Origin of the sequence: Streptomyces sp. NPDC058796 (assembly GCF_042745235.1) — a bacterium.
Taxonomy (GTDB): domain Bacteria; phylum Actinomycetota; class Actinomycetes; order Streptomycetales; family Streptomycetaceae; genus Streptomyces.
In genome coordinates, this window is the sequence record NZ_JBHYOP010000004.1 from 161,226 (window position 1) to 184,504 (window position 23,279).

The 23,279-nt window shown below is 72.3% G+C and carries 20 protein-coding genes and 1 tRNA gene; 4 read left to right on the forward strand and 17 right to left on the reverse strand.

Going from position 1 to position 23,279, the window contains the following annotated elements:
• Positions 1 to 35: 35 nt before the first annotated feature.
• The 4 genes from ACFW47_RS12575 to ACFW47_RS12590 form a co-directional block, all read right to left on the reverse strand.
• Positions 36 to 881, reverse strand: a complete 846-nt coding sequence (locus ACFW47_RS12575) for an EamA family transporter (RefSeq protein ID WP_386305762.1) — start codon at positions 879 to 881, stop codon at positions 36 to 38.
• On the reverse strand, positions 878 to 1,390 hold the full coding sequence (locus ACFW47_RS12580) for a YbaK/EbsC family protein (protein ID WP_386281033.1): 513 nt from the start codon (positions 1,388 to 1,390) through the stop codon (positions 878 to 880). Before ACFW47_RS12580 ends, ACFW47_RS12575 begins: the two co-directional genes overlap by 4 nt.
• A 158-nt stretch (positions 1,391 to 1,548) precedes the next feature.
• A complete protein-coding gene (locus ACFW47_RS12585; protein ID WP_386305763.1) occupies positions 1,549 to 3,789 on the reverse strand; it encodes an MMPL family transporter in 2,241 nt (746 codons plus the stop codon).
• Between the two features lie 103 nt (positions 3,790 to 3,892).
• On the reverse strand, positions 3,893 to 4,495 hold the full coding sequence (locus ACFW47_RS12590; RefSeq protein WP_386281261.1) for a TetR/AcrR family transcriptional regulator: 603 nt from the start codon (positions 4,493 to 4,495) through the stop codon (positions 3,893 to 3,895).
• A gap of 164 nt (positions 4,496 to 4,659) precedes the next feature.
• Between ACFW47_RS12590 and ACFW47_RS12595 the strand changes: the two genes are divergently transcribed.
• A complete protein-coding gene (locus ACFW47_RS12595) occupies positions 4,660 to 8,070 on the forward strand; it encodes a S41 family peptidase (protein ID WP_386305765.1) in 3,411 nt (1,136 codons plus the stop codon).
• Between the two features lie 69 nt (positions 8,071 to 8,139).
• Here ACFW47_RS12595 and ACFW47_RS12600 read toward each other — a convergent pair whose 3' ends face one another.
• From ACFW47_RS12600 to ACFW47_RS12615, 4 genes are all read right to left on the reverse strand, one after another.
• Positions 8,140 to 8,340 carry a hypothetical protein gene (locus ACFW47_RS12600; protein ID WP_100045047.1) on the reverse strand — a complete coding sequence of 67 codons (201 nt, stop codon included), beginning with the start codon at positions 8,338 to 8,340 and terminating at the stop codon, positions 8,140 to 8,142.
• An 88-nt stretch (positions 8,341 to 8,428) separates the two neighbouring features.
• Positions 8,429 to 9,322: an SDR family oxidoreductase gene (locus tag ACFW47_RS12605; protein ID WP_386281024.1), complete on the reverse strand. Its 894-nt coding sequence runs from the start codon at positions 9,320 to 9,322 to the stop codon at positions 8,429 to 8,431.
• A complete protein-coding gene (locus tag ACFW47_RS12610) occupies positions 9,319 to 10,278 on the reverse strand; it encodes an alpha/beta fold hydrolase (protein ID WP_386305766.1) in 960 nt (319 codons plus the stop codon). The genes ACFW47_RS12605 and ACFW47_RS12610 overlap by 4 nt, the downstream gene beginning before the upstream one ends.
• On the reverse strand, positions 10,275 to 11,807 hold the full coding sequence (locus ACFW47_RS12615) for a flavin-containing monooxygenase (RefSeq protein ID WP_386305767.1): 1,533 nt from the start codon (positions 11,805 to 11,807) through the stop codon (positions 10,275 to 10,277). The genes ACFW47_RS12610 and ACFW47_RS12615 overlap by 4 nt, the downstream gene beginning before the upstream one ends.
• A 133-nt stretch (positions 11,808 to 11,940) precedes the next feature.
• On the opposite strand from ACFW47_RS12615, the gene ACFW47_RS12620 reads away from it, so the two are divergent.
• Complete coding sequence (locus tag ACFW47_RS12620; protein ID WP_386281016.1) at positions 11,941 to 12,609, forward strand: MerR family transcriptional regulator; 669 nt, start codon at positions 11,941 to 11,943, stop codon at positions 12,607 to 12,609.
• Here the strand turns inward: ACFW47_RS12620 and ACFW47_RS12625 are convergent.
• Entirely contained in the window at positions 12,606 to 13,409 is an 804-nt protein-coding gene (locus tag ACFW47_RS12625) for an exodeoxyribonuclease III (protein ID WP_386281013.1), read from the reverse strand. The two genes, ACFW47_RS12620 and ACFW47_RS12625, sit on opposite strands and share 4 nt — an antisense overlap.
• 69 nt (positions 13,410 to 13,478) lie before the next feature.
• On the opposite strand from ACFW47_RS12625, the gene ACFW47_RS12630 reads away from it, so the two are divergent.
• Positions 13,479 to 13,964 carry a GNAT family N-acetyltransferase gene (locus ACFW47_RS12630; RefSeq protein WP_386281011.1) on the forward strand — a complete coding sequence of 162 codons (486 nt, stop codon included), beginning with the start codon at positions 13,479 to 13,481 and terminating at the stop codon, positions 13,962 to 13,964.
• Positions 13,965 to 14,079: 115 nt separating this feature from the next.
• Here the strand turns inward: ACFW47_RS12630 and ACFW47_RS12635 are convergent.
• From ACFW47_RS12635 to galU, 7 genes are all read right to left on the reverse strand, one after another.
• A tRNA-Ala gene (locus ACFW47_RS12635) sits at positions 14,080 to 14,153 on the reverse strand.
• An 86-nt stretch (positions 14,154 to 14,239) separates the two neighbouring features.
• Positions 14,240 to 15,430, reverse strand: coding sequence for a gephyrin-like molybdotransferase receptor GlpR (gene glpR / locus ACFW47_RS12640; RefSeq protein ID WP_386281009.1), 1,191 nt, complete (start codon positions 15,428 to 15,430; stop codon positions 14,240 to 14,242).
• A 185-nt stretch (positions 15,431 to 15,615) separates the two neighbouring features.
• On the reverse strand, positions 15,616 to 16,230 hold the full coding sequence (locus tag ACFW47_RS12645; RefSeq protein WP_386281006.1) for a GNAT family N-acetyltransferase: 615 nt from the start codon (positions 16,228 to 16,230) through the stop codon (positions 15,616 to 15,618).
• A 17-nt stretch (positions 16,231 to 16,247) separates the two neighbouring features.
• Positions 16,248 to 16,787, reverse strand: coding sequence for a molybdenum cofactor biosynthesis protein B (locus tag ACFW47_RS12650; RefSeq protein WP_386281003.1), 540 nt, complete (start codon positions 16,785 to 16,787; stop codon positions 16,248 to 16,250).
• Positions 16,784 to 17,314: a cyclic pyranopterin monophosphate synthase MoaC gene (gene moaC / locus ACFW47_RS12655; protein WP_386281001.1), complete on the reverse strand. Its 531-nt coding sequence runs from the start codon at positions 17,312 to 17,314 to the stop codon at positions 16,784 to 16,786. The genes ACFW47_RS12650 and moaC overlap by 4 nt, the downstream gene beginning before the upstream one ends.
• Positions 17,315 to 17,400: 86 nt before the next feature.
• Positions 17,401 to 18,750 (reverse strand): gephyrin-like molybdotransferase Glp, encoded by a 1,350-nt coding sequence (gene glp / locus ACFW47_RS12660; protein WP_386280999.1) that lies wholly within the window; start codon positions 18,748 to 18,750, stop codon positions 17,401 to 17,403.
• Between the two features lie 5 nt (positions 18,751 to 18,755).
• Positions 18,756 to 19,658 carry a UTP--glucose-1-phosphate uridylyltransferase GalU gene (galU, locus tag ACFW47_RS12665; RefSeq protein ID WP_382714486.1) on the reverse strand — a complete coding sequence of 301 codons (903 nt, stop codon included), beginning with the start codon at positions 19,656 to 19,658 and terminating at the stop codon, positions 18,756 to 18,758.
• Positions 19,659 to 19,750: 92 nt separating this feature from the next.
• Here galU and ACFW47_RS12670 point away from each other — a divergent pair, with 92 nt between their 5' ends.
• Positions 19,751 to 20,368, forward strand: a complete 618-nt coding sequence (locus ACFW47_RS12670) for a 5-formyltetrahydrofolate cyclo-ligase (protein WP_386305769.1) — start codon at positions 19,751 to 19,753, stop codon at positions 20,366 to 20,368.
• Between the two features lie 81 nt (positions 20,369 to 20,449).
• Here ACFW47_RS12670 and ACFW47_RS12675 read toward each other — a convergent pair whose 3' ends face one another.
• Positions 20,450 to 23,239 carry a penicillin acylase family protein gene (locus tag ACFW47_RS12675; protein ID WP_386305771.1) on the reverse strand — a complete coding sequence of 930 codons (2,790 nt, stop codon included), beginning with the start codon at positions 23,237 to 23,239 and terminating at the stop codon, positions 20,450 to 20,452.
• Positions 23,240 to 23,279: the final 40 nt, after the last annotated feature.

A 23,279-nucleotide genomic window follows, 5' to 3' on the forward strand; every position in this document is an offset into this window, starting at 1 on the left:
TCATCCGTCCGCCCGGTCCCCGCGGCTGACACCGCTCATCCCGTGTGCAGCATCAGCCCGATCCCGACGACGAGCAGGCCCGCCGCCGCGATCCGGGGCGCGCCGAACCGCTCCTTGAAGAGGAGGGCGCCTATCGCGGCGCCGACCAGGATCGACGACTCGCGCAGGGCGGCGATCGGGGCGAGCTCCGCGCGGGTCTGCGCCCACAGGACCAGCGCGTACGCGGCGACCGACAGCACCGCGCCGAGCAGCCCGAGCCGCACGTGCGGGCGCAGCAGCGGCCAGGCCCCGGCGCGGTGGCGGCACAGGAAGTACGCCGGGAGGACCGTGCCCTGCACGGCCATCAGCCAGGCGATGTAGCCGAGGGAGGACCCGGAGGCGCGTACGCCGAGCCCGTCGACGACCGTGTACACGGCGATGGTCGCGCCGGTCGCCAGGGCCGCGCCGATCGCCGCCCAGTCGGGCAGGCGCCCGCGCAGCCCCCACAGGGCCACGCCGGTCAGGCCCGCGCAGGACACCACGATGCCGGCCGCGGCCCAGCCGTCGGGCACCTCGTGGGCGAAGACGGCGGCGAGGACGGTCACCAGCAGCGGCGCGCTGCCGCGGGCGATCGGGTACGCCTGCCCGAAGTCGCCGAGCCGGAAGGACCGCATGAGCAGCGCGTAGTACGCGATGTGGATCGCGGCGGAGAGGAGCAGGTACGGCCACGCGCCGGCCTCCGGGAACGCCGTGAACGGCAGCAGCGCCAGCCCGATGAGCATGCCGCCGCCGGAGATCAGCGCGAAGCCGGTCAGCTTGTCGGTGATCCGGTGGGCGATGGCGTTCCAGGCGGCGTGCGTGACGGCGGCGAGCAGGACGGCTTCGGTGACCAGCGGCGTCACTCGGAGCGCTCGCGCACGTCCACGAGGGTGGCGCCGGCGGTGGCGACGAGCTCCTTGGGCTCCATCGGGAAGACGGAGTACGGGGTGCCGGCGGCGGCCCAGACGACCTCGTGGGCGAGCAGGGAACGGTCGGCGAGCACCCGGGTCCGCTCCCGGTGCCCGAAGGGCGGCACGCCCCCGATGGCGTACCCGGTCGTCTCCCGTACGACGTCGGCCTTGGCCCGCGTCACCTTCTGGGCGCCGAGTTCCTCGCGGACCCGCTCCACGTCGACACGGGAGGCGCCGTCCATGAGGACCAGCACGGGCACCCCGTCGGCGGCGAAGATCAGCGATTTGCAGATCTGGCTCAGCTCGCACCCGATCGCGGCGGCGGCCTCGGCGGCGGTGCGGGTGGCCTCCGGGAAGCGGCGGACCTCGGCGGTCAGGTCCCCGAGGCCGAGCGCGTGCAGCGCCTCGGCGAAGCGGGGGTGGACGGCGGAGGTGCCGGAGGTGTCGTCGGTGGTCGTCATGGCGGCACCGTAGCGGTACGTGTAGTTCGCAGGCGACCCGGTTACGGGGCGTGCGGGTCGCCCGGGAAGGAGGAAGCCGGTGAGGGCAGCCCCGTCCCCACGGAGCCCTCACCGGCTGGTCTGTCGTCCTCCTGACAGAGGTGTTCAGAGGTGGCGGGTCAGGTGGTGCGCACCAGTTCCCGGTCCTCGTCCTGGTCGTCGTCGCCGAGGGTGCGCAGGCCCTCGCCCTCGACGTCCACGTTGGGCAGAGCCCGGTCCAGCCACTTCGGCAGCCACCAGGCCTTCTTGCCGAGCAGGGCGAGGACGGCCGGGACGATGGCCATGCGGACGACGAACGCGTCGAAGAGGACGGCGATCGCGAGGCCGAAGCCGATCATCTTGACCATCGACTCGCTGGAGCCGATGAAGCCGGCGAAGACCGCCATCATGATGACCGCCGCGGCCGTGACGACCCGGGCGCCGTGCTTGAAGCCGGTGACGACGGCCTGGCTGGGCTTCTCACCGTGGACGTAAGCCTCCCGCATGCGGGTGACCAGGAAGACCTCGTAGTCCATCGCGAGGCCGAAGACCACGCCGACCATGAAGATCGGCATCATCGACATGACCGGGCCGGTCTCCTCGACGCCCATCAGGCCGGACAGCCAGCCCCACTGGAAGACCGCGACGACCGCGCCGAGCGCCGCCATGACGGACAGCAGGAAGCCGAGGGCCGCCTTCAGCGGCACCAGGATCGAGCGGAAGACCACGATCAGCAGGAGGAAGGCCAGGCCGACGACCAGGACCAGGTAGGGCAGGAGCGCGTCGTTGAGCTTCTGGCTGACGTCGATGTTCATCGCCGTCGAGCCGGTGACCAGGGTCTCCGCGCCGGTGTCGGCCTTTATGTCGCCGCCCGCGTCGCGGATGGCGTGCACCAGGTCCTCGGTCGCGACGGAGGACGGCTTGGAGTCCGGGATCACGGTGATCGTCGCGGTGTCGCCGCCCTTGTTGGGCTGGGGCGGGGTCACCGCCACGACGTCATTCAGGCCCTTGATCTCGTCGGAGACGTCGGTGAACACCTGCTGCGGCGCATTGCTGCCCTTGGCGTCCACGACGACCATCAGCGGGCCGTTGAAGCCGGGGCCGAAGCCCTCGGAGAGCAGGTCGTAGGCGCGGCGCTGGGTCGTGGACGTCGGCTGGGAGCCGTCGTCGGGCAGGCCCAGTTCCAGGGAGGCCGCGGGGACGGCCGCCGCGCCGAGGCCGACGACGCCCAGCAGGAGTACGGCCAGCGGACGGCGGACGACGAAGCGCGCCCATCGGGTGCCGAGGTTGGCCTTGGGCTGAGCGCCCTCGGTCTTCTCGGCACCCTGGTCGGCGCTCTTGCGGCCGCGGCCCAGGAGCTTGCCCTTCGCGCCGGCCGGCTTGACCCGGCGGCCGGCGTAGCCGAGCAGCGCGGGGACCATGGTCAGGGCGATCACGACCGCGATGGCGACGGTGCCGGCGGCCGCGATGCCCATCTTGGTGAGCATCGGGATGTTGACGACCGCGAGGCCGACCAGGGCGATGACGACGGTCAGGCCGGCGAAGACGACCGCCGAGCCGGCGGTGCCGACGGCCCGGCCGGCGGCCTCCTCGCGCTCGCGGCCCTCGGCGAGTTCCGCGCGGTAGCGGGAGACGATGAACAGGGCGTAGTCGATGCCGACCGCCAGGCCGATCATCATCGCCAGGATGGAGGTGGTGGAGCCCAGTTCCAGGGCGCTGGCCAGGGCGGTGATCGAGGAGACGCCGATGCCGACGCCGATCAGGGCCGTGAGCAGGGGCAGTCCGGCCGCGACCAGCGAGCCGAAGGTGATGACCAGGACGACGGCGGCGACCGCGATGCCGATGATCTCCGTGGCGCCGGTGTGCGGGACGGCCTGCAGCGCGTCCCCGCCGACCTCCACGGTCAGCCCGGCGTCGCGCGCCCGCTGGGCGGCGTCCTTGAGGGCGTCCTTGGTGGTGTCCTCCAGCTCCATGCCGGAGACGTCGTACTTCACCGAGGCGTAGGCGATCGTCCCGTCCTGGCTGACCCCGTTCCCCCGGTACGGGTCGGCGACCGAGGCGACCTCGGAGCCGTCGGCGAGGTCGGCGACGGTCTTCTCGACGGCCGCCTTGTTGTCGGGGTCCGTCATCTTCTCGCCGTCCGGCGCCTTGAAGACGACGCGGGCGGTCGCCCCGTCGGCGGCGGCACCGGGGAAGCGCTCCTCCAGCAGGTCGAAGGCCTTCTGGGCCTCGGTGCCGGGGATGGAGAAGGAGGTGGTGCCGGCGGGCGGGGCACTGGCCGCGCCGACGCCGGCGAGCGTCAGCAGGGCCACCCATATCAGGGCGACGAAGTGCCGTCGGCGGAAGGCGAGCCGGCCGAGTTTGTAGAGGAACGTGGCCACGGGGGCGTACTCCCGGTCAGGTCGTGGGTCTTCAGGGCAGGACGGATCAGCCCGACGACGACGTGAGCGGTGACGTCAGGTGGGGCTCAGGTGGGGAATCTGGTCAGGACGTGGTGCCGACGCCGAGGGCGGGGAGGATCACGGCGTCGATGTACGAGGTGAGGAAGGCCCGGGTCGGCGGCTGGTCGTCGAGCAGCGTGCGGGTGGCGAACCCGCCGACCATCATGTGCACGAGGAAGTCCAGCGCCGGGCAGTCCGGTCTGATCTCGCCCCGGTCGACGGCGCGTTGCAGCACGCGCCGGAACTCCGCCATCTCCGGTTCGATGAGCTGGTCCCGGAAGGCCTGGCGCAGGTCCGGGTTCTGGTGCAGCGCCATGGCGACGCCGCGCATCAGCGCGGAGTTCTGCGCCATGGTGCAGTCGTCCTCGCGGGCCATCAGGGCGTGCAGGTCGCCGCGGAGCGAGCCGGTGTCGACGTCACCGATCTCGCCGGGCTTGTTGTGCCGGATGGCCTTGACGACCAGCTCGGGCTTGCCGCCCCACTGGCGGTAGAGCGTCGCCTTGCTGGACCGGGTGCGGGCGGCCACGGCGTCCATGGTGAGGGCGTCGTAGCCGACTTCCCGGAGCAGGTCGAGCACGGCCTCGTACAGCTCGGCCTCGCGCTCGGGAGTGATCCGACTGCGGCGCGCGGTGGCGGCCTCCGTCATCTCGCTCACTCCTCTCCTTCTCCGGCCGCTCCGCTCAGGAACGACACCGTTTCGTACAGGACCAAGGTACCCCCACCCCTAGCGAAACGAAACTGTTTCGTTCGTGGTGTGGGTCACGCTTGTCGGTTACCCATAAGTTGCCGGTCCACGGTCAGCGGCAAAGCATGGGGTGGGTGAGTTATCTGCGCCTTCCGCACCTCAGCGGCGACCAGCTGTGCTTCGTGGCCGAGGACGACCTCTGGCTCGCGTCCCTCGACGGCCCGGGCCGCGCCTGGCGGCTCACCGTCGACCGCACCAAGACCGGCCATCCCCGCTTCTCCCCCGACGGCCGCCACATCGCGTACACCAGCTGGCGGAGCCTGGTGCCGGAAGTCCACCTCGTGCCGGTGGACGGCGGTCCCGGGCGGCAGCTCACCCACTGGGGCGGCCTCGACACCCGGGTCTGCGGCTGGTCGCCCCCCGACCCCGACGGCACCACCGCGATCCTCGCCGTCGCCTCGCACGGCGAGCCCTTCTCCCACCTCACCTGGGCCTACAAGATCACCCCCGACGGCGACCCCGGCCGCAAGCTGCCCTGGGGCCCGGTCACCGACATCCAGGCCGCCGACCTCGACGGCGAGCGCAGAACCCTCCTGCTCACCGGCACCCCGCCGCACGAACCGGCCTCCTGGAAGCGCTACCGGGGCGGCGCCACGGGCCGGCTCTGGCTGCACGGCGAACGGCTCCTGCCCGACCTCCAGGGGCATCTGCACTCCCCCGTGTTCGTCGGTGGCCGGATCGCCTTCCTCTCCGACCACGAGGGCGTCGGCAACCTCTACTCCTGCGCCCACGACGGCACCGACCTGCGCCGCCACACCGACCACGACGCCTGCTACGCCCGGCACGCGGCGAGCGACGGCAGCCGCGTGGTGTACCAGTGCGCGGGCGACCTGTGGATCGTCGAGGACCTGTCGCCGGGTTCCCGACCGCGCCGGCTCGACATCCGGCTGAGCGGCCCGCGCGCGGGACGGCGCAGGTACCAGGTGCCCGCCGCCCAGCACGTCGGCGGCGTCTCCGTCGACGAGACGGGCCGCGCGAGCGCCGTCGTCGTACGCGGCAGCCTGTACTGGCTCACCCACCGCGACGGCCCGGCCCGCACCCTCGCCGACACACCGGGCGTACGGGTCCGGCTGCCGGAGATGCTCGGGGCGAGCGGGCGGATCGCGTACGTGACGGACGCGGAGGGCGAGGACGCCGTCGAGATCGGCCACCTGCCGCGGGCGACCGGCACCCGCGCGCTGCGCCGGCTGGCCTCGGGAGAACTGGGCCGGGTGCTGGAGCTGGTCTCGGACCCGGCGGGCGAGCGGCTGGCCATCGCCTCGCACGACGGGCGGCTGCTGCTCCTCGACCTGCCGGAGGAGGACGCGGAGGCCGCCGAGGCGCTCGTGGGGGCGGCGGAGACGGAGGGGACGGACGCCGGTGCTCCCGTCGGCCGGCCCGTCGGGGTGACCGAACTGGTCCGCTCCGTCAACGGCCCCGTCCGCGACCTCGCCTTCTCCCCGGACGGGAGCTGGCTCACCTGGTCCCACCCCGGCATCGGGCGCTCCCTGCGGCAGATCAGGATGGCCCGCATCGACGGGAGGAACGACGGCGGGAACGGGCAGGAGGGCCCGCTCGTCGTCGACGTCACCGACGGACGCTTCGAGGACGAGAACCCCGTCTTCACCCGGGACGGCCGCTACCTCGCCTTCCTCTCCTGGCGCGGCTTCGACCCGGTGTACGACGTGCACACCGGCGACCTCTCCTTCCCGCTGGGCTGCCGCCCCTACCTCGTCCCGCTGTCGTCCGCGACCCCCTCCCCCTTCGCGCTGAATCCGGAGGGCCGCCCCGCCGCCGGTGGCCTGGACCCGCTGGAGGACGAGCCCGGCGAGGGCGGCGCGGTGACCGTCGAGGTCGAGGGCCTGGAGTCCCGGGTGACGCCGTTCCCGGTCACCGCCTCCAAGTACTCGGCGCTGTGCCCGGTCGCGGGCGGCGGACTGGTCTGGCTGCGCTGGCCGATCTCGGGCGCGCTCGGCGAGACCTTCGCCAACCCGGCCGACCCGAGCGAGCGGCCCACCCTGGAGCACTTCAACCTCGCCAAGGCGAGGAAGTCCGAACTGGTCGACCACCTGGACTGGTTCCGGGTCAGCGGCGACGGCACCCGCCTGGTCGTGCTCGACGAGGGCGACCTGCGCGCCGTACCGGCCACCGAGGCGGGCGACAGCGACTCGACCACCTGGATCGACCTGCGCCGCATCCTGCACGAGGTCGACCCGGCCGCCGAGTGGCGCCAGGCCTACGACGAGGCAGGCCGGCTGATCCGCGCCTACTTCTGGGACCCCGGCATGTGCGGCATCGACTGGGACGCGGTGCTGGACCAGTACCGTCCGCTGATCGAACGGGTCGCCTCCCCCGACGAGTTCGCCGACCTGCTGCGCGAGGTGCTCGGCGAACTCGGCACCTCGCACGCCTACGTCGCCGCCGCCCGCCGCAACGAGGGCCCGGCGCACTACCAGCGCTGGCAGGGCCTGCTCGGCGCCAACTTCGCGCGCCGGGACGGGCACTGGGTGGTCAAACGCATCCTGCCCGGCGACTCCTCCGACTCCAAGGCCCGCTCCCCGCTGGCCGGCACGGGCATCCGCGAGGGCGCGGTGCTGACCCATGTGGACGGCCGGCCGGTCGACCCGGTGACGGGACCGTATCCGCTGCTGGCGGGCGCGGGCGGTACGACGGTGGAGCTGACCTTCGCCCAGCCCGTCGCCCGTCACCGCCCTTCCGCGGAAGGCCCTACGGGCCCCCCTGTTCCAGCGGTCGGCGCCCCGGGACCGTCCCGCCGGATCGCCGTCGTGCCGCTGATCGACGAGCGCCCGCTGCGCTACCAGGACTGGGTGGCCAAACGGCGCGAGGTGGTGCGGGAGCTGAGCGGCGGGCGCTGCGGCTACCTGCACATCCCCGACATGGGCGGCTCCGGCTGGGCGCAGTTCAACCGGGACCTGCGCATGGAGGTGTCCCGGCCCGCCCTCATCGTGGACGTGCGCGGCAACGCGGGCGGTCACATCAGCGAGCTGGTCATCGAGAAGCTGACCCGCACCATCCTGGGCTGGGACCTGACGCGCGACGCCCAGCCGGTGTCGTACACCTCCAACGCCCCGCGCGGGCCGGTCGTGGCGGTCGCGGACGAGGCGACGTCCTCCGACGGCGACATGATCACGGCCGCGTTCAAGCTGCTGCGGCTCGGTCCGGTCGTCGGGCAGCGCACGTGGGGCGGTGTGGTCGGCATGACCGGCCGGCACCGCCTCGGCGACGGCACGGTGATCACGGTGCCGATGAACGCGGCCTGGTTCGACGCGTACGGCTGGTCCGTGGAGAACTACGGCGTCGACCCCGACGTCGAGGCGCTGCGCACCCCGCTCGACTGGGCCGAGGGCCGCTACCCGGTGCTGGACGAGGCGGTGCGCCTGGCGCTGGAGCTGCTGGAGACCAACCCGCCCGCCACGCCGCCCGGTTACGACGCCGTGCCCGACCGGTCCCGTCCGCCGCTGCCGCCCAGGAACTGAGGTACCGGGGCCACGCGAAAGGGGCGCCCTCCCGGCGGGGGGGCGCCCCTTCAGCTCAGCGGCAGCGCGTCAGGCGTCGTAGCTGCTCTCGAAGCGCTCGTCCTCGTCGCGGCGGCGGCGCGAGGAGGGGTCCATCTCGTCCTCGTCGCGGCGGCGGTCGCGGTCGCGGTCGTCGCGGTTCGGCATCTGCTCCCTGGCCTGGTCGGCACGCTGCTTGCCCTGCTGCTGCATGCGCTCGGCCTTGTCCTGGAACTGGTCCTTGATACCCATGTGGGTTCACTCCTGTGGTGATCGGGCCCGACCGGATCGGCCGGGCGCTCGATCAGATTCACATGGGCGGTGACCGTGCGCATGTCGATCAATCACGGACCGTAGCCGACTCCGATCGCCGCTGTTCGTCGGCGGCTCCGCCCGCGCCGACCAGGCCGACGCGCACCCCGTCCAGCCGGTCCCCGAAGCGCCGCATCTCGCGCTGTCCGACGGTACCGATGAGGGCCGGCAGGTAGCCGCGCACGCCCTGCATGCCGCGCAGCCACCACTGCCCGTAGACGTGTGCCGAGCGGCGCTCGATGCCCTCCACCAGCCGGTCCACCGCCGGCCCCAGCGGGTAGGTCTTGTTCGACGGCCAGGGCAGCCGCTGCCGCAGCTCGCGCATCACGTCGTCCTGGTCGGCGCCGCGCACCATGTCCGTGTCGGTCCACGACAGATAGCCGACGCCGACCTTCACGCCCCGGTGCCCGACCTCCCCGCGCAGACTGTGCGCGTAGGCCTCCACACCTGACTTGGAGGCGCAGTAGGCCGACATCATCGGTGCGGGGGTGATGGCCGCGAGGGACGCGATCTGGAGCAGGTAGCCGCGGCTCTCCAGCAGCGCGGGCAGGAAGGCGCGGGCCGTCACCGCCGAGCCGATCAGGTTGACCTCGATCACCCGCCGCCAGGACTCCGGGTCGGACTCGGCGAACGGACCGCCGGTGGCGACACCGGCGTTGGCGACGACGACGTCGATCCGGCCGAACCGTTCCTTCACCTGCGCCGCAACCCCGGTCATCGCCTCGTGGTCGGTGACGTCGGCGTGCCAGTGGTCGCTCTCGCTGTGCAGCCGGGCCGAGACCTGCTTGAGCGCGTCCGGCTCCAGGCCGACCAGGGCCACCTTCACCCCGCGTGCGGACAGCTTGCGGGCCAGCAGCTCCCCGACCCCGCGCGCGGCTCCCGTCACGACGGCGACGCGCCCTTCCAGACTCACCCTGCTCATGCGATCTCCTCGGCGTGTACGGCGGGTTCGGTACGGTCGGTGGATATGCGGCCGGCGGACACATAGGTGCCGGTGAGGGCGCGTATCTTTCCGGTGACCAGGTCGGGCGCCTCCACCGGTGTCATGTGGCCGAGGCCCGGAAGCTCTGTCAGCCCCACGCAGTTCGGCAGCGCGGCGGCCAGCGAGCGGGCGTGCACGGGCGGGGTCAGCCGGTCGGCGGTGCCGACCACTATCTCCACCGGCATCCGCAACTCCCGCACCCCGTGGTCGAGGTCGAGCAGGTCCAGCACCTGGGACCAGGCGTGCCGCACCCGGCTCGGGCAGGCGTGCACGATCCGGGCGCACGCCTCCACCATCTCCGGCGCCGAACCGGCGCCCATCGTGCCGTACTTGAGAATGCGGCGCGCGAGCGGCGTGACCGGCCCCAGGGGCGCCCGGGAACCGAGGACCCGCCGGGTCAGCCAGGTCCGCACCCGCCCCGCGCCGAACGGCAGCACGGTCGCGGACTCGACCAGCCGCGAACTGCCGGTACTGCACAGCAGGACCGCCGCCGCGTGCTCGCGCACCTTGGTCCGGGTCGCCGCGGCCATCACGGTCATGCCGCCCATGGAGTGCCCGGCGATCACGGCCCGTTCGCCGGGCGCGAGCGTGGCCTCCAGGACGGCTTCGAGGTCGTCGGCGAGGGGCTCGGTGCCGCAGGCCGGGTTGGCCGGGCTGCGGCCGTGGCCGCGCTGGTCGTAGGCGATGACCCGGTGGTCGGCGGCGAGCGCGCGGATCTGCGCCGTCCAGAAGGCGGTGGAGCAGCACCAGCCGTGGCAGAGGACGACCGCCGGCGCGTCCTCGGGGCCGTGCACCTCGACGTGTATGCGGGCCCCGTCGGCGGCGGTGACGGTCAGCTCGCGGGCGGGGACGGGCGGGGCGTACGGCCTGGCGGCGACGTGCATGAGACGGCTCACGCGCCCACCTCCGCGTCGGCGTCCGCGCCGGTGGCGGCCCGGGCGACTGCCGGGCGCAGCACCTCGTACTCCCCCAGGTCCACGCGCCGGGTCGCCCGCCGGAACTCGGCGGTGGTGCCGGGCCACACGGTGGTGTTGCGGCCGCTCGCGTCCAGGTACCAGCTGGTGCAGCCGCCGGTGTTCCACACCGTGCGCTTCATGCGCTCCTGCACCCGGTGGTTCCAGTTGCGCACGGCTGCGGGGCGGGCGTCGAGGGCGACCCGGCCGCCGAGCACGTTCAGCTGGCGCAGGTAGTCCGCCATGTAGTTCAGCTGGGACTCGATCATCAGGATCATCGAGGAGTTCCCGAGGCCGGTGTTGGGGCCGATGATCGTCATCCAGTTGGGGAAGCCGGCCGCCGAGGCGCCGCGCAGGGCCTCCATGCCGCCCTTCCAGGTCTCGGCGAGGGTCCGCCCGTCGGCGCCCACGACCCGCTCCGCGATGGGCATGTCGGTGACGTGGAAGCCGGTGCCGAAGATGATCACGTCGGCCTCGGTCCCGGTGCCGTCGGCGGCGACGAGGGTGGAGCCTCGCACCTCGCTCAGCCCGCTCGCGACGACGTCCACGTTCGGCTGGGCGAGCGCCGGATAGTAGGTGCTCGACAGCAGGATCCGCTTGCAGCCGATCCGGTAGTCGGGGGTGAGCTTGGCGCGCAGGGCCGGGTCCTTGACGGCGGAGGCCATGTTGCGCTTGGCGATCTGCTCGACGAAGCCGAGCTCGCCCGGGTGCTTGGTGAACGCCTGCACCTGGAGCTCGCGGATGCCCCACAGCAGCCCGCGCCGCAGTTTGGTCGTGACGGGCAGCGCCCGGTGCAGGGCGCGCTCGGCGCCACTGATCGCCCGGTCCATGCGGGGCATCACCCAGGCCGGGGTGCGCTGGAAGAGGGTGAGGTGAGCGGCCTTCGGCTGGATGGACGGCACGATCTGGATGGCGGAGGCGCCGGTGCCGATCATGGCGACGCGCTTGCCGGTGAGGTCGTAGTCGTGGTCCCAGCGGGCGGAGTGGAAGACCTTGCCGGGGAAGGAGTCCAGGCCCGGGATGTCGGGCACCTTCGGATCGGACAGCGGCCCGCTCGCGGACACCACGACGTCGGCGGTGAGGTTCCCGCTCGCCGTCTCGATCTCCCACCGCAGCTGCTCGCCGTCCCACGCCATCCGCTTCACCTCCGAGTCGAAGCGGATGTGGGGGCGCAGCCCGAAGGTGTCGGTCACGTGCTCCAGGTAGGCGCGGATGTGCTCCTGGCCGGAGAAGGTGCGCGGCCAGTCGGGGTTGGGCGCGAAGGAGAACGAGTAGAGGTGGGACGGCACGTCACAGGCGCACCCGGGGTAACTGTTGTCCCGCCACGTCCCGCCGACGCTCCCCGCCCGCTCCAGGACGACGAAGTCGGTGATCCCCTCGCGCCGCAGCCGTACGGCGGCCCCCAGTCCGCCGAAACCGGACCCGATCACCGCCACCCGCACGTGTTCTTGAACCTGCTCGTGCTCGGCCATCCCGAAGCCTCCACGCGTCGCCTAGAACTCTGCCAGTGAACACTGGCGCAATGGGGAGAGTAGAGCAGCGCCGTACTGATGGGTAGGGGGCACGCGAGGAAAGTTACCGACGGTACGCCGTAGGCTCGACGCCGTGACCGAGAAGCGCGAATACCGCATGGAGGAACTGGCCCGGCTGGCCGGCATCACGGTGCGCACCCTGCGCTTCTACCGCGAACGCAAACTGATCCCCCCGCCCCGCCGCGAGGGCCGCATCGCCTGGTACGACGACCACCACCTGGCCCGCCTGCGCACCATCGCCGCCCTCCTGGAGCGCGGCCACACCCTCAACGGCATCGCGGAACTCGCCGACGCCTTCGACCACGGCCGCGACGTCGGCGACCTGCTCGGCCTCGGCGAACCCACCGAGGAGACCCCGGTCCGCCTCACCCCCGAGGAACTCGCCGCCCGCTTCGAGGGCCAGGTCACCCCCGAGAACCTGGCCGCCGCCATGGACCTCGGCTACGTCGGCACCGACGGCGACGAGATCGTCCACATAAGCCACCGCCTGCTGGAGGTCTCCTCCGCCCTGGTCCGCGAGGGCATCCCCCTCGGCGAGGTCCTCCAGGCCGGCGCCCGCGTCCGCGAACACGCCGACGCCCTCGCCGGCCTCTTCACCGACCTGATCCTGCGCCACGCCCCCGAAGAGGAACTCCACCGCCTGCGCCCGCTCGCCCGCAGCGTGGTGGAGGCGGAACTGTCGCTGGCGATGGACCGGCGGACGCGGAAGAAGACCGGGGAGGAGGAGCCGCCCGGGCGCTAGCGGTCGTAGACGACCGTCACCGGCGCGTGGTCCGACCACCGCTCGGCGTGCGTGGCGGCCCGCTCGACATACCCCTTGGCCGCCCTGGCCGCCAGCCCCTCGGTGGCCACGTGGTAGTCGATCCTCCATCCGCTGTCGTTGTCGAAGGCCCGCCCCCGGTACGACCACCACGAGTACGGCCCCTCGACGTCCGGGTGCAGGGCACGCACGACGTCCACGTACCCGCCCTCGGCCGGGTCGAGGACCCGGCTGAGCCAGTCCCGCTCCCCGGGCAGGAACCCGGAGTTCTTCTTGTTGGCGCGCCAGTTCTTCAGGTCGGCCTCGCGGTGGGCGATGTTCCAGTCACCGCAGACGACGACCTCGCGCCCGTCGGCGGCGGCGCGCTCGCGCAGTTCCTTGAGGTAGGCCAGGAACTCGCCCATGAAACGGACCTTCTCGTCCTGGCGCTCGGTGCCGACCTCGCCGGAGGGGAGGTAGAGGGAGGCGACCGTCACACCGGGCAGGTCGGCCTCGACGTAGCGGCCGCTCGTGTCGAACTCCGCCGAGCCGAAACCGACCTGGACGCGGTCGGGCTCGCGGCGGGTGTAGAGCGAGACGCCGGCGCGGCCCTTGGCGGCGGCGGGGGCGTGCGTGACGTGCCAGCCGTCGGGGGTGCGGACGTGTTCGGGCAGCTGCTGGGGCTCGGCCCGCACCTCCTGGAGGCACAGCACGTCGGCGGAGGTGTCCGCGAGCCATTCCACGAAGCCCTTCTTCGCGGCGGCACGCAGACCGTTCACATTCACGGAGGTCACGGTGAGCACCAGGGCACGATACCGGCACACTGGACGGTGCCCCGATCCCGGATCCCGCATCGATATACGGTAGGTAGCATGAACATACGCCGGGTCCCCTTCGACCACCCCGACGCCGTGAAACTCAACGACGAGGTCCAGGCCGAGTACGACGTCCGCTACGGCGACGGCGGTGACGCCACCGAGCTGGCCGCGTCGGACTTCGCGCCGCCGAACGGCCTGTACCTGATCGCGTACGACGAGAACGACGTCCCGGTCGCCTCCGGCGGCTGGCGCAGCCAGGACGCCAACGACGAGGGCAACCTCGACGGGGACGCCGAGCTCAAGCGGATGTTCGTCATCGAGCAGGTGCGCGGCCGCGGACTGGCCCGCCGCATCCTGGCGGCCCTGGAGGAGGACGCCCGTGCGGCGGGCCGGACCCGCATGGTGCTGGAGACCGGCACCAAGCAGCCGGAGGCCGTGGCCCTGTACACGTCCAGCGGCTACGAGCCGTGCGGGAAGTTCGGCTACTACCGGTTCCACGAGGAGAGCCTCTGCTACGCGAAGGCTCTCCAGGCTCCGTAGGGCGCGCGGGCAGCCCTCCGGAGCGGCGCCGCCGCTCCGGAGGCCGCAGACCGCGGGGGAAACGGCGAAGGTCCCGTCCGATCGTGATGATCGGACGGGACCTTCTCAATGTGCGTGGACCTGAGGGGATTTGAACCCCTGGCCCCCTCGATGCGAACGAGGTGCGCTACCGGACTGCGCCACAGGCCCTTGCAACGAGTGAAACTTTAGCACCCCGACCGGCCTGCTCAAAAATCGCTTCGGGGCACCCGGGCCGGCCGGTCGTGTCAGGGGGACTACTCGTTGGCCGCGCGGGGGCGGTCGCCGTCCTCGTACTGGTCGAAGAGGGGGGTCCGGCCGCGTTCGCGGGCGCGGCGGGCGGAGGCGGCGCGGCGCGCGCCGGTGCGGGCCGGGGCCTCCGGGCGGTCCTCCGCACGGCCCTCCGGGCGGTCGGCGGCGCGGTCCGGTGCCGGGGCCGCCGCGTCCTCCCGCTGGGGGTCGACGGCGCTGGAGCGTGCCGAGCTCCAGGCGTCCGGCGACCCGAGGTCCACGTCGGGGGTGGCGCGGGGGGCGACGGGCGCGGTCACGTAGGTCGGCAGGGGCACCGGCACCGGGTCCCAGCTGTCGCCCTGCGGCCGCCGCCGGCGTTCGCGCTGCTGGTCGATCCACTCGGCGTGGTCGGTCTGCTCGACCAGCGCACGCCGGTCCGCGGCGAGGGCCGACAGGCCGGAGTCGGGCTCCGCCTCGGGACCCTCGTCGGGCTCCTCGGCGTCGGCGTCGGCGACGGTGCCGGCGGGGTCGGCGGGGGTGCGCCTGCGCGGGCGGCGGTCGCGGTCCCGCAGCCGCTGCGCGGCGGCCTCGGCCTGGCGGCGGTCCATCTGGAAGGCGAACCGGCGGCGTTCCTGCGTACGCAGGTAGGCGATGTAGACGCTGAGCAGCACCGCGGGGACTCCGGGGGCCCACAGGAAGGCGAGTCCGCCGACGGCGGCGACGACCGAGCCGAGCGTGAAGGCCAGGAAGAGGACCACGGTCGTACGCCGGCGGCGCGCGAGTACCTTGCTGCGCCGGGCGCGGGCCGCGGCACTGGGGGAGACGGGGGCGCGCCGGGCCTGCGGGACTCGCGCGGCTTCGGGAGACGGTCCGGTTTCCTCGGGCTGTCCGCGCCTGGGGACGGGTGCGTGTCCGTCGGCCACCGGCCGGGTGTGCCGTCGGGTTCTGGACACGGCGAAGGCCCGGACGTCCACCGAGTCGGTGACGGCGTCCGGGGCGTCGGCGTCGGGCTCCGCCTCGTCCGCGGAGCGCGACCGCAGGTCCTTGGCGTACCGGCGCTCCATGCCCGCCCGTCCGGACAGCAGCCGGATGGCGGTGCTGAAGCGTTCCGTCGGACGGGCCTCGTTCAGCTCGTCCTGCCTACGGAGCCACATCGGCACCAAGTAGGCGGCCCAGGCCCCGACAATGACTGCGTAGATGAGGCCGCTGCTGCTCACGCCTCACACGGTAGAGGGGTTTGCGTGGGGCCATCCGCCAATTGAGCCGGTGTGTCGCACGATCTGGCTGATATTTCGAACTTTTCTTGTGATCGATGCGATCAACACACTGCCACGGCCGGGTATTTTTCCGTTTCGATACGGTCGCAGGTACGGTCACGGATCGATCAATTTCGAACGTTTATTCAATTCCCGGTGTTCCGCGCGCTCCGGTCCCGTGACCGGTGCCAGCGTCGCAGCAGGCCTTCGGGGACCTCTTCCGCGGTGAGCGCGAAGACCAGGTGGTCGCGCCATGCCCCGTCGATGTGGAGATAACGCGGCCTCAGGCCCTCCTCCCGGAATCCGAGTTTCTCCACGACCCGGCGGCTGGGCGCGTTCTCGGGGCGAATGCAGACCTCGACGCGGTGCAGTCCGGCGGTGCGGAAACAGTGGTCCACCACCATCGCCACGGCCGTCGGCATCACCCCCCGGCCCGCCACCGACTCGTCCACCCAGTAGCCGACGTGCCCGGAGCACATCGAGCCCCAGGTGATGCCGGCCACCGTCAGCTGCCCGGCCAGCCGGCCCTGGTACTCGATGACGAACGGCATCATCCGGCCCGCGTTGGCCTCGGAGCGCAGGTGCCGCACCATCTGGCGGTAGGTCGGCCGGTGCGCGAGCGGGCCGGCGGGGGTGGGCGGCGGGATGGTCGCCTCCCAGGGCCGCAGCCAGTCGCGGTTGCGCCGGTTGACCTCGCGCCAGGCCCGCTGGTCGCGCAGCCTTATCGGCCTGAGGACGATGTCGCCGTCCACCAGCTCCACGGGCCAGGATGGGCTGTTCAGCTCGCACCCCCACCACTGGCGGGTCTGGGATGGTCACCGCCGCGGAGCTGGTCCACGGCGTGGACCAGCAGCGGCTCCAGCACGGCCAGGCCGTCCTTCACCCCGCCGGAGGAGCCCGGCAGGTTGACGATCAGCGTGCGGCCCGCCACTCCGGCCAGGCCCCGGGAGAGCACCGCGGTCGGCACCTTGTCCCGGCCGTACGCCCGGACCGCCTCCGCGATGCCCGGGACCTCGTAGCCGATCACCGCCCGCGTGGCCTCTGGGGTGCGGTCGGTGGGTGAGATCCCGGTGCCGCCGGTCGTGACGATCACGTCGTAGCCCGCCTCGGCGCCCGCGCGCAGAGCCGCCTCCACCGGGTCGCCGTCCGGGACGACCCGCGGGCCGTCCACCGAGAAGCCGAAGCGGCGCAGGCCCTCGGCGACGAGCGGGCCGCCCTTGTCCTCGTAGACCCCGGCGGCGGCCCGGTTGGAGGCCGTGACCACGAGGGCGCGGTACGGGGCCGGGGGGGTGCCGCCGGCCGGCGCGTCCGGCGTCACGACCGGCTCCAGTCGCCCGACTTGCCGCCCGTCTTCTCGTCCACCCGCACGTCCGTGATGACCGCTCCCTTGTCGACCGCCTTCACCATGTCGACCACGGTGAGCGCGGCGACGGAGACGGCTGTGAGCGCCTCCATCTCGACGCCCGTGCGATCCGTCGTCCTCACCGTGGCGGTGATCTCCACGGCGTCGTCCGCGACCGACAGGTCCAGTTTCACACCGGAGACCGACAACGGGTGGCACAGCGGAATCAGGTCCGGGGTGCGTTTGGCGCCCATGATGCCCGCGATGCGGGCGGTGGCGAGAGCGTCGCCCTTGGGGACCCCCTCTCCGCGCAGCAGCTCGACCACGCGCGGCGCGACGAGGACGCGTCCGCTGGCGCGGGCGGTGCGGGCGGTCACGTCCTTGGCGGACACGTCGACCATGCGGGCGGCGCCCGCCTCGTCGATGTGCGTCAGCCGGTCCTGCGGGGCCTGGCCGTCGTGCGCTGCCTGGGCGTCGTGCGGGGGTCGGTCCTGCGTACTCATGCTCGTGTGGCGCTCCCGGTCCGGGCCCGGCGCGGTGCGGCGCGCGGGCCTGCTGTGCGCGACACGGTACCGCCAACGAGGGGTGGTCAGCCGAGCAGGATCACGTCGACCTCGGCGCCGGGCTCGACGGACTCGGTGTCCTCGGGGACGACGATCAGCGCGTCGGCGTGCGCGAGGGCGGCCACGAGGTGGGAGCCCGACCCGCCGACCGGGGTGACCGTGCCGTCCGCGTGGATGCCGCGCAGGAACTGGCGGCGGCCCTTCGGCGAGGTCAGGGTCTTCTCCGCGGCCAGGGACGCGGTGACCGTCGGGCGGTGGAGGTCGGCGAGCCCCATGAGGGTGCGGATCGCGGGGCGGACGAACAGCTCGAAGGAGACGTACGACGACACCGGGTTGCCCGGCAGGGCGAGGAGCGGGGTGTGGTCGGGGCCGATGGAGCCGAAGCCCTGGGGCTTGCCGGGCTGCATGGCGAGCTTGCGGAAGTCCACGCCGCTGCCCGGCTCGTCCTCGTCGGCGACGTGCGCCAGCGCCTCCTTGACCACGTCGTACGCCCCGACGCTCACGCCGCCGGTGGTGACCATGAGGTCGGCGCGCACCAACTGGTCCTCGATGGTGGACCGCAGGGTCTCCGCGTCGTCGGCGACGGCGCCCACGCGGTAGGCGATGGCGCCGGCGTCGCGGGCGGCGGCGGTGAGGGCGAAGCTGTTGGAGTCGTAGATCTGACCGGGCGCCAGTTCCTCGTCGGGCTGGACGAGTTCGCTGCCGGTGGAGAGCACCACCACGCGCGGGCGCGGACGCACCCGGACCCTGCCGCGGCCGATCGCGGCGAGCAGGGCGATCTGCGGCGGGCCGAGGAGCGTGCCGGCCTCCAGGGCGCGGTCACCGGCGGCGACGTCGCTGCCCTTGGCCCTGACGTGCGCGCGCGCCGCGGCCGGCCGGTACACGTGCACCTGGCCCTCGGCTCCCTCCGGGGCCAGGCTGCGGGCGCGCATCCCGGCCACCGCGCCCTCGCCGAGCCCTCCGTCGGTCCACTCGACGGGGACGACCGTCTCGGCGCCGGGCGGGAGCGGGGCGCCGGTCATGATGCGGGCGGCCTGACCGGGGCCCACGGACGGCGGGTCGGCCTGGCCGGCGGCGACGTCCCCGACGACCTCCAGGACCGCGGGGTACTCCTCGCTCGCGCCCGCGACGTCCGCGACCCGCACCGCGTACCCGTCCATGGAGCTGTTGTCGAACGGCGGCAGGGAGATCGGCACCGTGATGTCGTCGACCAGGACGCAGCCCTGGGCGTCGAGCAGGTTCAGCTCGATGGGCTCCAGGGGCCGGACGGTCGCGAGGATGTCGTCCAGGTGGTCCTGCACCGACCACAGCCGGTCCGGACCGAAGTCCGCGGTGGCGTGGTCGTGGCCGGTGTCACGGTGCGCGGCGCTGCTCAACGTCCTTACATCTCCTCGGCTACGTAACTGCGAAGCCAGGTCCGGAAGTCCGGGCCCAGGTCTTCACGTTCGCACGCGAGTCGGACAATGGCACGCAGATAGTCGCCGCGGTCGCCGGTGTCATAACGGCGGCCCTTGAAGACGACGCCGTGGACCGGGCCGCCGACCTTCTCGTCCTCGGCGAGCTGCTGGAGGGCGTCGGTCAGCTGGATCTCGCCGCCGCGGCCGGGCTCGGTCTTGCGGAGTATGTCGAAGACGTGCGGGTCGAGGACGTAGCGGCCGATGATGGCGTAGTTGGAGGGGGCGTCGGCCGGGTCGGGCTTCTCGACCAGTCCGCTCACCTTGACCACGTCGTCCTCCCCGGTGGCCTCGACGGCCGCGCAGCCGTAGAGGTGGATCTGCTCGGGGGCGACCTCCATGAGGGCGATGACGCTGCCGCCGTGCTGCTCCTGGACGTCGATCATGCGCTGGAGCAGGGGGTCGCGCGGGTCGATCAGGTCGTCGCCGAGCAGGACCGCGAAGGGCTCGTCACCGACGTGCGGCGCCGCGCACAGCACGGCGTGACCGAGGCCCTTGGGGTCGCCCTGGCGGACGTAGTGGATCATGGCGAGGTCACTGGATTCCTGGACCTTCGCCAGCCGGCTCGCGTCGCCCTTCTTCTGGAGGGCGGACTCGAGCTCGTAGTTGCGGTCGAAGTGGTCCTCCAGGGGGCGCTTGTTGCGGCCCGTGACCATGAGGACGTCACCGAGGCCGGCGGACACGGCCTCTTCGACCACGTACTGGATCGCCGGCTTGTCGACGACCGGCAGCATCTCCTTGGGAGTGGCTTTGGTGGCCGGCAGGAACCGGGTGCCGAGTCCGGCTGCTGGGATGACAGCCTTGCTGATCCTGGGGTGGGACTGAGTCATGCGCGCCACCATATCCGGTACCTATGGGGAGAATCTGTGACTCCGGATACCGGATGCTCATATGAGCATCCTAGACGTTACAGGAGCGGTCCATGAGTCACCACGCGCCCCCGGCCGAGCCCGACAAGCGGAGCCTGCGGCGGGGTTTCCTCGCGGCGCGGAACGCGCTGACGCCGGATGACGTGCGGGAAGCGGCGGACGCCCTGGCCGGGCGGGCGCTCGCGATGCCGGAGGTCGCGCGGGCGCACGCCGTCGCGGCGTACGTCTCGGTGGGCGCCGAGCCGGGGACCCTCGCGCTGCTTGACGCGCTGCGCGCGCGGGGCGCGCGTGTCCTGCTCCCCGCCCTGCTGCCCGACAACGATCTGGACTGGGGCGAGTACACCGGTGAGGGATCTCTCACGCCTGTGCGGCACGGCGGACGGATGACCCTGTCCGAGCCCGCCGGTGAGCGCCTGGGACCGGACGCCGTCACGGAGGCGGACGTGGTGCTGCTGCCGGGGCTGGCGGTCGACGGGCGCGGCATGCGGCTGGGACGCGGCGGCGGCTCGTACGACCGGGTCCTGGCGCGCCTGGAGCGGGCGGGCGCGCGTCCCGCGCTGCTGGTGCTGCTGTACGACCCGGAGGTCGTACAGCAGCACCTCCCCGAGGAACCGCACGACCGGCCGGTGGACGCGGTGGTGACGCCGACGGGGGTGCGCCGCTTCCGCTGACCGCGCGTGCGGATCGCCGCGGGCGCGGACACGTGAGCGGCCGCCACGCGCGCGTGGCGGCCGCTCGGTCAACCGGTGGGGCTACGGCTTGAGCTGCAGCGTGTCGCTCGTGCTCTCGTCGACCGCCTTCTCGGTGAAGGCCCACGGCAGCAGTTCGCCCTCGGCCCATTTGTCGGTCTGGTCGGTGTAGTGGGCGCTGTAGGCGTGGCCGGAGGCGCCGGTGAGGTTGATCCAGCGCGACTTGTCGAGGTCGCCGAGGTTGACCACCATCCGCATGGACGGCACCCACACCACCCCGTAGCCGCCGGCCGCGTTCCAGCCGGCGGCGTTGACCGCGGCCTCGCCGCCGCTGAGCTTCCACGGGCCGCGGTTGAGGGCGTACTTCAGGAAGCCGGGGCCCTCGGTGCCCAGGGTCTGGTTCTTCAGGAACAGGCGGTGCAGCCGGCCCCAGTTCCAGGTGTCGATGTCCTTGCCGAGCTTGGCGGTCAGCTCCCAGCGGGCGTCGACCATGGCGCGCTTGAACAGGTCGTCGCGGTTGTGGTCGGCGCCCTTGCGGGTGCCGTTGGCGGGCGTCGTCCACCAGTCGCTCTTCGGCTTCTCCATCAGCTGCCGCACGACCTCGAACCAGCGGTCGCCGCCGTCCGGCTGCGCCTGGTCGGCAGCGCGCCGGCCGCACTCGCGGACCTTGTTGGTCTCGTCCGCCGGGCCCGTGGTGTTGACCGGGTCGACCCACAGGCACTGGCCCTCGACGCGCAGCTCCTTGGGCAGCTTGTTGCCGAAGGCGAGCTTGAGGATGTTGCGCCACACGGCGTTGAAGTAGGCGGCGGCCGCCGAGTCGGCGTCCTGGGTGTAGTCCCAGCCCTCCAGCAGCTTCTGCGCCTCGCGGACGTCCTTGTCTCCGACGTCGATCTTCAGCAGCTGCGGCACGAGCAGCTTGGCGATCTCACTGCTGTTGTCCAGCTGCATCTGGCGCATGTCGTCGGTGGAGATCTTGCCGCCGTCCTTGGTCTTCTGCTCGATCAAGGAGGTGATCCGCTGGCTGCGGGTGCCGTAGCCCCAGTCCGTGGTCAGCGTGTACGGGTAGTCCTCGCCGACGACGGCCTGGTTGGCGGTCACGATGTAGCCGCGCTCCGGGTCGTACTCGTACGGCAGCTCGTCCTCGTCGATGTACTCGCCGGTCCAGCGGTAGTCGGGGTCCCAGCCCGGGGCCGGGACCGAGCCGTCGTGGCCCTCGGCGCGCACCGGGATCCTGCCGGGCAGCGTGTAGCCGATGTGCTCGGCGTCGGCGTAGACCAGGTTCTGCGAGGGGACGTCGAACAGGGCGGCGGCCTCGCGGAAGTCGTCCCAGTTCTGCGCCCGGTCCATCGCGAAGACGGCGTCCATGGTGGTGCCCGCCTCCAGCGCCGTCCACCGCAGCGCGACGCCGTAGCCGTCGCCGCGGTCGGGGGCGGCGGTCTCGACGGTGGCCTTCTTGCCGACCTTCACCAGTTCGTCGTCGCGGTCGGAGAGCAGGGGGCCGTTGTTGGTCTCGCGGACCACGATCTTCTTGGACTCGCCGCCGGCGACCTTGATGGTCTCCTCGCGGGTCTCGAAGGGGACCACCTTGCCGTCGTACTGGTAACCGTCTCCGGTGATCTTCTCCAGGTAGAGGTCGGTGACGTCGACGCCGGAGTTGGTCAGGCCCCAGGCGATCTCCTGGTTGTGGCCGATGACCACGCCGGGCATGCCGGCGAAGGTGTAACCGGCGACGTCGTAGCGGCACTTGTCGGAGACGGTGCGGCAGTGCAGGCCCATCTGGTACCAGACGGACGGCAGCGACGGCGACAGGTGCGGGTCGTTGGCCAGCAGGGGCTTGCCGGTGATGGTGTGCTTGCCGGAGACGACCCAGGAGTTGGAGCCGATGCCGTTGCCGTTCACGCCGACGGCGGTGGGCAGGTCGTCCAGGACGTCCTGGAGGCCGGAGAGCTGGCTCTGGAGGGCGTTGCCGGTGCCCGTGCCCGTTCCGGCGCCTGTGCCCGTGCCCGTGCCACTTCCGGTCCCGGCGCCCGTGCCTTCGTCGCCGCCGGACGTGCCGCCGCCCTCGAACGTCTCGGAGAGCTCGTCGTACTGGCCCTCCTGGACGATCGCCTTGTTCCGGTCGTAGGGGTACTCCGGATACAGGTCGGCGATCTGCTTGGGACCCAGGCGGCTGGTCATCAGGGCGCGGTCGACCTCGTCCTGCATGTTGCCGCGCAGGTCCCAGGCCATCGCCTTCAGCCAGGCCACCGAGTCGACCGGGGTCCACTCCTGGGGCTTGTAGTCGTTGGTGAAGCCGAGGGCGGCGTACTCCAGGGAGATCTCCTCGCCGTCCTTGCCCTCCAGGTAGGCGTTGACGCCCTTGGCGTACGCCTGGAGGTACTTCTTGGTGGAGTCCGACAGCTTCTCGTCGTACTCCTTCTTCGCCACCCGGTGCCAGCCCAGCGTGCGCAGGAACTCGTCGTTGTCCACCTGGCTCTTGCCGAACATCTCCGACAGGCGCCCGGCGGTCATGTGCCGGCGGACGTCCATCTCGTAGAACCTGTCCTGCGCCTGGACGTAGCCCTGCGCCATGAACAGGTCCTCCTCGGAGGACGCGTAGATCTGCGGGATGCCGTAACCGTCGCGCTTGACGTCGACCGGCCCGGACAGGCCCTTGAGCGTGATCGAGCCCGTGGTCTGCGGGAAGGACGCGCGGACCGTGCTGACGGACCAGTACCCGCCGTACACGAGGCCGCCGATGACGGCCAGGACCAGCACGAGGACGAGCAGGCGGCCTTTGCGCCCCTTCTTCCCCTTCTTCCTGCCGGACGTGCCGGGCTGCTGACCCGTAGAGGCGGTGGTGGTGGGGGGCATCGCTGTCCTTGCTGTCCTAACACGAGCGGCAGGGGCGGGC

Bases quoted from the DNA above. Each gene is read 5' to 3' on its own strand.
- ACFW47_RS12580 (WP_386281033.1), bottom strand. From the start codon at position 1,390: ATGACGACCACCGACGACACCTCCGGCACCTCCGCCGTCCACCCCCGC.
- ACFW47_RS12590 (WP_386281261.1), bottom strand. From the start codon at position 4,495: ATGACGGAGGCCGCCACCGCGCGCCGCAGTCGGATCACTCCCGAGCGC.
- ACFW47_RS12595 (WP_386305765.1), top strand. From the start codon at position 4,660: ATGGGGTGGGTGAGTTATCTGCGCCTTCCGCACCTCAGCGGCGACCAG.
- ACFW47_RS12600 (WP_100045047.1), bottom strand. From the start codon at position 8,340: ATGGGTATCAAGGACCAGTTCCAGGACAAGGCCGAGCGCATGCAGCAG.
- ACFW47_RS12605 (WP_386281024.1), bottom strand. From the start codon at position 9,322: ATGAGCAGGGTGAGTCTGGAAGGGCGCGTCGCCGTCGTGACGGGAGCC.
- ACFW47_RS12615 (WP_386305767.1), bottom strand. From the start codon at position 11,807: ATGGCCGAGCACGAGCAGGTTCAAGAACACGTGCGGGTGGCGGTGATC.
- ACFW47_RS12630 (WP_386281011.1), top strand. From the start codon at position 13,479: ATGAACATACGCCGGGTCCCCTTCGACCACCCCGACGCCGTGAAACTC.
- moaC (WP_386281001.1), bottom strand. From the start codon at position 17,314: ATGAGTACGCAGGACCGACCCCCGCACGACGCCCAGGCAGCGCACGAC.
- galU (WP_382714486.1), bottom strand. From the start codon at position 19,658: ATGACTCAGTCCCACCCCAGGATCAGCAAGGCTGTCATCCCAGCAGCC.
- ACFW47_RS12670 (WP_386305769.1), top strand. From the start codon at position 19,751: ATGAGTCACCACGCGCCCCCGGCCGAGCCCGACAAGCGGAGCCTGCGG.
- ACFW47_RS12675 (WP_386305771.1), bottom strand. From the start codon at position 23,239: ATGCCCCCCACCACCACCGCCTCTACGGGTCAGCAGCCCGGCACGTCC.